The sequence below is a fragment of the Streptomyces sp. NPDC001858 genome (genome assembly GCF_053594615.1).
The window spans coordinates 1-2,895 of the sequence record NZ_JBSFEV010000108.1 but is presented as its reverse complement, the minus strand read 5'-3'; the positions used below and the strand labels follow the sequence as shown (position 1 = coordinate 2,895).

1 protein-coding gene is annotated in these 2,895 nt (G+C 67.5%); it reads right to left on the bottom strand.

The features are described 5' to 3' along the window. The coding region (locus ACWCPF_RS45330) for an AMP-binding protein (protein WP_451051012.1) at nucleotides 1-2,881 on the bottom strand (2,881 nt) is incomplete at its 3' end. Nucleotides 2,882-2,895: the final 14 nt, after the last annotated feature.

Below are 2,895 nucleotides of genomic sequence, written 5' to 3'. Positions count from 1 at the left end.
ACCCCCCATGCGTCACCCCCACACCCTTCGGCACCCCCGACGACCCCGACGTATACATCACATACGCCAACCCCGCCCCATCCACCACCACCGACGGCGCGGCTACGGAGTCACCGTTGAACCGCTGCGAATCGTCCAGCCACACCACCGAGACATCCGCGAACGCGTCGGTCATGCCTTCGGCCACCTCGCCCAGACCATCGCGGCGAGCCAGAAGCAGGTGGGCCCCGGCATCGGCCAGCATGAACCGCACCCGCTCAGCCGGCAGCCGCACATCAACCGGCAGATAGGCCGCGCCCGCCTTCCACACCGCCAAAATCGCCGTCACCATCTCCAGCCCGGACGGCAGACACAACCCCACCACCGACTCGACGCCCACCCCCTGAGCCGCGAGATAGCCAGCCAGCCGATTCGCCGCCGCCTCCAACTCCCGATACGACACCTCCGCCCCGTCCGCGACGACCGCCACCGCATCCGGAGTCCGCACCACCTGCTCCGCGAACTGCTCAGGCAGCATCCCGATCGGCAACTCGACCACCGTGTCGTTGCCGTTCCACTCCGCCAGCACCTGCTGGCGCTGCTGGGAATCGAGCACGTCGATCGTGTGCACCCGGATGTCGGGGCCGCCGTTCACAGAGTCGATTAGTGCGGCGACGAGGCTTTCCACCGCGGTGCGCAATAACCGCCCCACCATGTCCGGGTCGACAGAGTCGACCACCAGTGTCGTCAGGCTCAACTCTCCGGTGTCCAGGTCGTTGACCGACATGGTCAGTGGGTAGTTGTTCTGGACCCTGTTGTAGATGGTCCGGATGCCGTCTACCGCCTGCTCGTTGACAGTGTCGCCGTCTCGGGCCGCGGGGACGCCCGTGCTGTGGCGGTAGTTGAACAGTGAGGTGAACAGGGGTGTGTTCTCCTCGACGCCGCTGGCCTGCTGCGCCACCGCCAACGGCGCATGCTCGTGCTCCAGCAACGCCGCCAGCTGAGACCGCATCTCCTCCACCGCGGCCCGCACGCCGACACCGTTGGTCCGCACCCGCACCGGCAACGTGTTGATGAACGGACCCACCACCCGGTCGGCACCCGCACCCGCGTTCATCCGCCCGAACAACACCGTCCCGAACACCACATCATCCCGACCCGACAACACCGCCAGCACCCGCGCCCACGCCACATGCAACACCGTCGCCACACTCACACCAAGCCGCTGCGCCACCTCACGCAGCCCCTCGACAACCGCCAGCGGTATCGGCACCACACCGGTCACAGTCTCCGCGCCGTCACCCCGGACATCCATCAGTCCATACGGCGCCGTCGGCTCGGTCACATCACCCAACAACTCCGCGAAGAACCGCTCATGCTCCTCCCGGGACACACTACGAGCCTGAGCCACGAAGTTCCGGAACGGCAACGCCGCCGCCAGCTCATCCCCACGCCCGGTCAGGATCGCGCTCAGCTCGTGCATGAGCATGTCCAAGCCCTGGTGATCCAGGACCATGTGATGCATCCGCAGGAGGCCCAGCCAACGGCCGTCCTCGACCTCGGCCACGTGCAAGTCCATCAACGGCGGCCGGCCCAGATCCATCCCCGAGCCCACCCGCTCGACCAACGCCGCCGCCGGATCGGTATCTGCATCGGCATCGTCGAGGACGTGGGTCACCACCGGCATGGCCGCATGCCGCCACACCACCTGCACCGGCTCCGGCACGCCTTCCCACACCACCGCCGTGCGATAGATGTCGTGCCGATCCACCACCTGTTGCAGGGCTTGAGCGAACCCGTCGAGCCGTCCCCGGGATTCGAATCGGAACACCCATACCGTCACGTACGGGTCTTTGCCTCCGTCGGCGGCCATCAGGTGGTGGAAGAGGAGCCCCTCCTGCAACGGCGCCAACGGATACACGTCCGCCACATTGGCCGCGCCACCCTCCACCCCGGCGACGATCCGCTCCACATCCGCATCCGACAACTCCACCAACGGCAACATGTCCGCCGTGATCCGCCCCGCACCCACCGGAATCAGATTCTCCGGCACCACCAGCGGCACCACCGCAACCGCACCAGCCAAACCAGCCGGCGTCGGAGCCTCGAACAACGCCCGCACCGACACCGACACACCCCGCCCACGCAAACGCTCCACCAACCGCACCGCCAACAACGAATGCCCACCCAACCGGAAGAAATCGTCATCCATCCCGACCGAGTCCAGCCCGAGCACCTCCGCGAACACCGCACACAGGATCTCCTCCTGCACCGTGACCGGGCCCCGGCCCACGCCGACACTCACACCCGCGGCATAATCCGGCGCCGGCAACGCCCGACGATCCAACTTCCCACTCACCGCGAGCGGCAGCCGCTCCAGCACCACCACCGCCGCCGGCACCATGTACTCCGGCAACCGCCGCCCCGCAAACTCCCGCAACACATCCGGCAGGTCGCCGGCAGTCGCATCCGCATCGGCCGCCACCACATAGGCCACCAGACGCCTGTCCCCCGGCGCATCCTCCCGGACGACCACGACAGCCTGACCAACCTGCGGGTGGCTCTGCAGAACCGCCTCGACCTCGCCGGGCTCGATCCGGAACCCCCGCACCTTCACCTGCTCATCGGCCCGACCCACGAACACCAACTGCCCGTCCGGCAGCCACCGCACCAGATCCCCGGTCCGATACATCCGCTCACCCGCCGCGAACGGACACGCCACAAACCGCTCCGCCGTCAAACCCGCACGACCCACATACCCACGCGCCACCCCAGCACCCGCGATATACAGCTCACCCACCACACCCACCGGCACCGGAGACAGACCCCCGTCCAGCACGAACACCCGCGTATTCGCAATCGGCCGACCGATCGGCACCGACACACCCACCACATCACCCACCGACACCTCACACA